At 62.6% G+C, this 396-nt stretch carries 1 pseudogene; it reads right to left on the bottom strand.

What is annotated here, in order from left to right:
* Positions 1 to 89: 89 nt before the first annotated feature.
* Positions 90 to 396: pseudogene (locus tag L6990_RS11840) on the bottom strand (tyrosine-type recombinase/integrase); the annotation flags it as partial.

Raw genomic sequence — 396 nt, 5'->3', positions numbered from 1 at the left:
GGCATTGGGCCCTCGGCGCTGACGGAGGCCATGGGCATGCTCAACCACCATTTCGCAGCAGCCGCCTGATCGGCGCAGAGCGACAGCCTACCTCTGACTGCCGCCAATCTTTGCAACAGAGCCGTCGTAGAGACGTCGGAATGGCCGAGCAGATCCTGCACGGTTCGAATGTCGTAACCGCTGCGGAGCAAGGCCGTCGCGAACGAGTGGCGGAGGGTGTGCGGTGTGGCGGGCTTCGTGATGCCTGCTTGTTCTACGGCACGTTTGAAGGCGCGCTGAAAGGTCTGGTCATACATGTGATGGCGACGCACGACACCGCTCCGTGGATCGGTCGAATGCGTGTGCTGCGCAAAAACCCAGAACCACGGCCAGGAATGCCCGGCGCGCGGATACTTC

The sequence above is a fragment of the Rothia endophytica genome, assembly GCF_928381505.1.
Taxonomy (GTDB): domain Bacteria; phylum Actinomycetota; class Actinomycetes; order Actinomycetales; family Micrococcaceae; genus Rothia; species Rothia endophytica_A.
Note: the sequence above shows the minus strand (reverse complement) of the source record. Positions and strands in the feature narration are given on the sequence as shown.